The organism is Coprococcus sp. ART55/1 (assembly GCF_000210595.1).
Lineage (GTDB): Bacteria > Bacillota > Clostridia > Lachnospirales > Lachnospiraceae > Coprococcus > Coprococcus aceti.
Genome location: NC_021018.1, coordinates 1,683,075 through 1,687,911 on the forward strand (window position 1 = coordinate 1,683,075; position 4,837 = coordinate 1,687,911).

The window sequence follows — 4,837 nt, forward strand, 5'->3', positions numbered from 1 at the left end:
ACCGAAGCATCAAGCAGATGAAGCCTGTTCTGCAGACACACTGTCTTGAATCTTGTGCCGGCAGTGGAATAAAGCTTCGTACCCTCTCCGCCGTACTCCATATTGATATCATCCACATACTTCATGAGGTCTATGGCCTCGTTCTTGCCGATGTACTCATACAGACTTCCGCCAAAGTCATTTGTAATATTGTACTTTCCATCGGAAAATGCACCTGCACCGCCAAATCCGCTCATGATCGAACAGCTATCACATCCCACGCAGCTCTTGGTCTTTGTGCCGTCTATCGGACATTTTCTTCTCTTAAGCTCATGTCCAGCCTCAAACACTGCAACCTTGAGATCCGGAGCCTGCTTTGTCAGCTCATATGCAGAAAATATTCCTCCTGGTCCTGCTCCAATAATTATCACATCATACCTCATACGCGCACCCTCCAAAATCATTTTATATTTTTTGTTAAAACCCCATCCATACTCTGTATCCACACACATATTTTTACACAAAAATATAGTTGACCACGGCAATCCATGTCGTAGTCAAATATTATCGGTAGCTGGTAGATACGCCCAACCATATTATGGGCTTATACATATATAATTGTAATTCTTTCGTCATAAAAAATGATTGCACTATTCATATTTACTATATCTCACGCAAAATATCTGTGCTCATGTGGATGCCACAAACTGATCGTCCACATTGCATCCTTAAAAATTATAGCATATTACATTTAGTTTGCGCAAGCTCAACCGTCGCAATGCTCATTATATATATCATAACGATGCTATGATTGCCGCGATGAATGTTCCAAGCAGGATTAATATGCTTATTACCAAAAGCACTTTCATAAGTGTTCTTTTTCGCTTCCTCATGTTTTCTAAAACTCCGGTTGAATAGAACACCGCAACCAGCAACGCACCTATAGCAACTCCCATAAGCGTCCCCATCAAATAATCATAGACCGGAAGATTGTTATCTCTGCTGATCACCATCATCGTCAATCCTGCAATCAGTGAAATCAACCCCACTATGCTAAATATACGCAACCTCATCAACAATGTATTCTTCTCAGTTTCTGCATAATCCGCTACAAGCTGCAATCTCTCTTTCTCTTCCTTATTCATGTCCTCACCCTTCCTTTCTCCATCAATGATATCCCTGATATCAACATCATAGAAATCTGCCAGTTCCACCAGGATACTGAGATCCGGCATATTGCTGCCTGTCTCCCACCTTGACACACTGCGGCTTGTTACTCCAAATCGCTCAGCAAGCTGTTCCTGGGTAAGCTGTTTTTCCTTTCTCAGTTCTCTTAGGAATGAACCGGACTTTTTCTGATCCATATCTGTTGCCTCCTTTCTATTGAACATCAGCCCATTTTAAGTTGCCTTCGGCAAGGGCTGATGCTACATGTCAAGCTTTTGCTAAAAACTTGACACATTCATTGACAGAATAGTGTTTTTCGAGTGTTTTTTACAGGACATGATGCGGGAATTGGCTGTTTTCAGCTAATACAAGGTCAAAATAACGGCCCCCCCCATTTTCGGACAAGAAAAAAGACCTCCGAGGGCGAACCCTCGAAGGTCTGAAAATCCTTTATTTATGCGGTTTATCAGCGATTACTCGATGATAGTTGCAACTCTTCCTGAACCTACAGTTCTACCACCCTCACGGATAGCGAATGTAAGACCCTGGCTCATAGCGATTGGGTGGATGAGCTCGATTGTCATCTCTACGTTATCACCAGGCATGCACATCTCTGTACCAGCTGGAAGGTTACATACACCTGTAACGTCTGTTGTTCTGAAGTAGAACTGTGGACGATAGTTGTTGAAGAATGGTGTATGACGACCACCCTCGTCCTTTGTCAGAACGTAAACCTGTGCTGTGAACTTTGTATGACATGTAATTGAACCTGGCTTACAAAGAACCTGTCCTCTTACGATATCCTCTCTCTTGATACCACGAAGAAGGGCACCGATGTTATCACCAGCCTGACCTTCGTCAAGGAGCTTTCTGAACATCTCGATACCTGTTACTGTTGTCTTCTGGATCTCTGGCTTGATACCAACGATCTCAACTTCATCATTGAGGTGAATTACACCAGCCTCTACTCTACCAGTAGCAACTGTACCACGACCTGTGATTGTGAATACGTCCTCTACAGGCATGATGAATGGCTTATCTGTATCTCTCTGTGGATCTGGAATATATGAATCAATTGTATCCATAAGCTCCATGATCTTGTCTCCCCAAGGTCCCATTGGATCCTCAAGAGCCTTAAGAGCTGAACCCTTAACGATAGGACAATCATTGAATCCGTACTCCTCAAGCTGCTCTGTAACTTCCATCTCAACGAGCTCGATAAGCTCCTCATCGTCTACCATATCACACTTGTTAAGGAATACAACGATGTAAGGAACACCAACCTGACGTGAAAGAAGGATATGCTCCTTTGTCTGAGCCATAACACCATCAGTAGCAGCAACAACAAGGATAGCACCATCCATCTGAGCTGCACCAGTGATCATGTTCTTAACGTAATCAGCATGTCCTGGACAGTCAACGTGTGCGTAATGTCTCTTCTCTGTCTCGTACTCAACGTGAGCTGTAGAGATAGTGATACCTCTTTCTCTCTCCTCTGGAGCCTTATCAATGTTCTCGAAATCTGTAGCTGTGTTACCAGCAACTCTCTCTGAAAGAACCTTTGTGATAGCAGCTGTAAGAGTAGTCTTACCGTGATCTACGTGTCCGATTGTACCGATGTTACAATGTGGCTTACTTCTATTAAACTTTTCCTTTGCCATGATATAAAATCCTCCTTAAAATTTTACCCCACGCGGGTTACTCGGCTAAAAATCATTATATAGAAAATACTAGAGATTTTCAACCATTTTTTATCTCTTTATACCAGCAGGCTAACGATATGTAATCTTTAACCTGCCAGCATATATAATTTTTTATTTATATGACCTGAAAGCCCAGGAAAATGTCTTTCGTCAAATATCTTACTTAGAATGCTCTGCGATAACCTTCTCCTGAATGCTCTTTGGACACTGAGCGTACTTCTCAAAGAACATTGAGTAGTTACCACGACCCTGTGTTGATGAACGAAGCTCTGTTGAGTATCCGAACATCTCTGCAAGTGGAACGAATGCTCTGACGATCTTACCACCGCCGATATCATCCATACCCTCGATCTGGCCTCTCTTAGCATTTAAGCTTCCGATTACATCACCGAGGTACTCCTCAGGCATTGTAACCTCAACCTTCATGATAGGCTCAAGAAGAACTGGGTCAGCCTTAGCCATAGCCTCCTTGAATGCCATAGAACCAGCGATGTGGAATGCCATCTCTGATGAATCGACCTCATGGTATGATCCATCGTATACGTTAGCATAAACACCAAGTACTGGGTAGCCGCCAAGGATACCAGCCTTAGCTGCCTCTTCGATACCCTCTCCAACTGCTGGGATGTACTCCTTAGGAATAGCACCACCGACAACTGTTGACTCGAACTTGAATGTCTCCTCACCGTTAGGATCCATAGGCTCGAACTTAACCTTACAATGACCGTACTGTCCACGACCACCTGACTGCTTAGCATACTTGCTGTCGATATCAACTGGCTTTGTGAATGTCTCCTTGTAAGCAACCTGAGGTGCACCAACGTTTGCCTCAACCTTGAACTCACGGAGAAGACGATCAACGATAACCTCAAGGTGAAGCTCACCCATTCCGGCAATGATTGTCTGTCCTGTCTCTTTGTCTGTATGAGCCTTGAATGTAGGATCCTCCTCAGCAAGCTTTGCGAGTGCCTCACCCATCTTACCCTGATCATTCTTGGTCTTAGGCTCGATAGCAAGCTCGATAACTGGCTCTGGGAATTCCATTGACTCAAGGATAACTGGATGCTGCTCATCACAGATTGTGTCACCTGTAGTTGTAAGCTTGAAACCTACAGCAGCTGCGATATCTCCTGAGTAAACCTTATCAATCTCTTTACGAGCGTTGGCATGCATCTGTACGATACGTCCTACACGCTCCTTCTTATCCTTTGTTGCATTCAGTACATATGAACCTGAGTTCAGTGTACCTGAGTAAACTCTGAAGAATGCAAGCTTTCCAACGAATGGATCTGTCATGATCTTGAATGCAAGAGCTGAGAATGGCTCATCATCTGATGAATGACGAACAACCTCGTTACCGTCTGGATCAACACCTGTGATATCAGGGATATCTGTTGGTGCTGGCATGTACTCGATAACACCGTCAAGCATCTTCTGAACACCCTTGTTCTTGTAAGCTGAACCAAGGAATACAGGAACTGCCTCACATGCGATAGTTGCTCTACGAAGAACCTTCTTCATCTCATCGATTGATGGCTCCTCGCCCTCAAGGTACATCATCATTAAGTCGTCATCTAACTCGCAGATCTTCTCGACAAGGTTCTCATGCCACTTGTCTGCAAGCTCCTTAAGGTCATCAGGGATAGTTGTGATCTCGATGTCCTCGCCCTTATCATCTTTGTAGTAGTATGCTTCCATCTCGAACAGATCGATCAGACCGATGAAGTCTGACTCTTTTCCGATAGGGATCTGTACTGGAATTGCATTCTTGCCCAGACGATCAATGATTGTCTGAACTGAGTAGAAAAAGTCTGCACCCATTTTATCCATCTTGTTGATGAATGCCATACGAGGTACATTGTATGTGTCAGCCTGACGCCATACGTTCTCTGACTGAGGCTCTACACCAGCCTTAGCATCGAATACACCTACAGCTCCGTCAAGTACACGAAGTGAAAGCTCAACCTCAACAGTGAAGTCAACGTGTC

At 44.0% G+C, this 4,837-nt stretch carries 4 protein-coding genes and 1 riboswitch; all 4 genes read right to left on the reverse strand.

What is annotated here, in order from left to right:
- Nucleotides 1–422 (reverse strand): NAD(P)-binding protein (locus CCU_RS07730; protein ID WP_208896365.1); only part of this gene is annotated, 422 nt, incomplete at its 3' end.
- 91 nt (nucleotides 423–513) lie between these two features.
- A riboswitch (purine riboswitch) is annotated at nucleotides 514–612 on the reverse strand.
- 161 nt (nucleotides 613–773) lie between these two features.
- Nucleotides 774–1,343 carry a helix-turn-helix domain-containing protein gene (locus CCU_RS07735; RefSeq protein WP_015534190.1) on the reverse strand — a complete coding sequence of 190 codons (570 nt, stop codon included), beginning with the start codon at nucleotides 1,341–1,343 and terminating at the stop codon, nucleotides 774–776.
- A 276-nt stretch (nucleotides 1,344–1,619) separates the two neighbouring features.
- Entirely contained in the window at nucleotides 1,620–2,807 is a 1,188-nt protein-coding gene (tuf, locus tag CCU_RS07740; RefSeq protein WP_004850603.1) for an elongation factor Tu, read from the reverse strand.
- A 201-nt stretch (nucleotides 2,808–3,008) separates the two neighbouring features.
- A partial coding sequence (gene fusA / locus CCU_RS07745; RefSeq protein ID WP_208896099.1) for an elongation factor G occupies nucleotides 3,009–4,837 on the reverse strand: 1,829 nt, incomplete at its 5' end.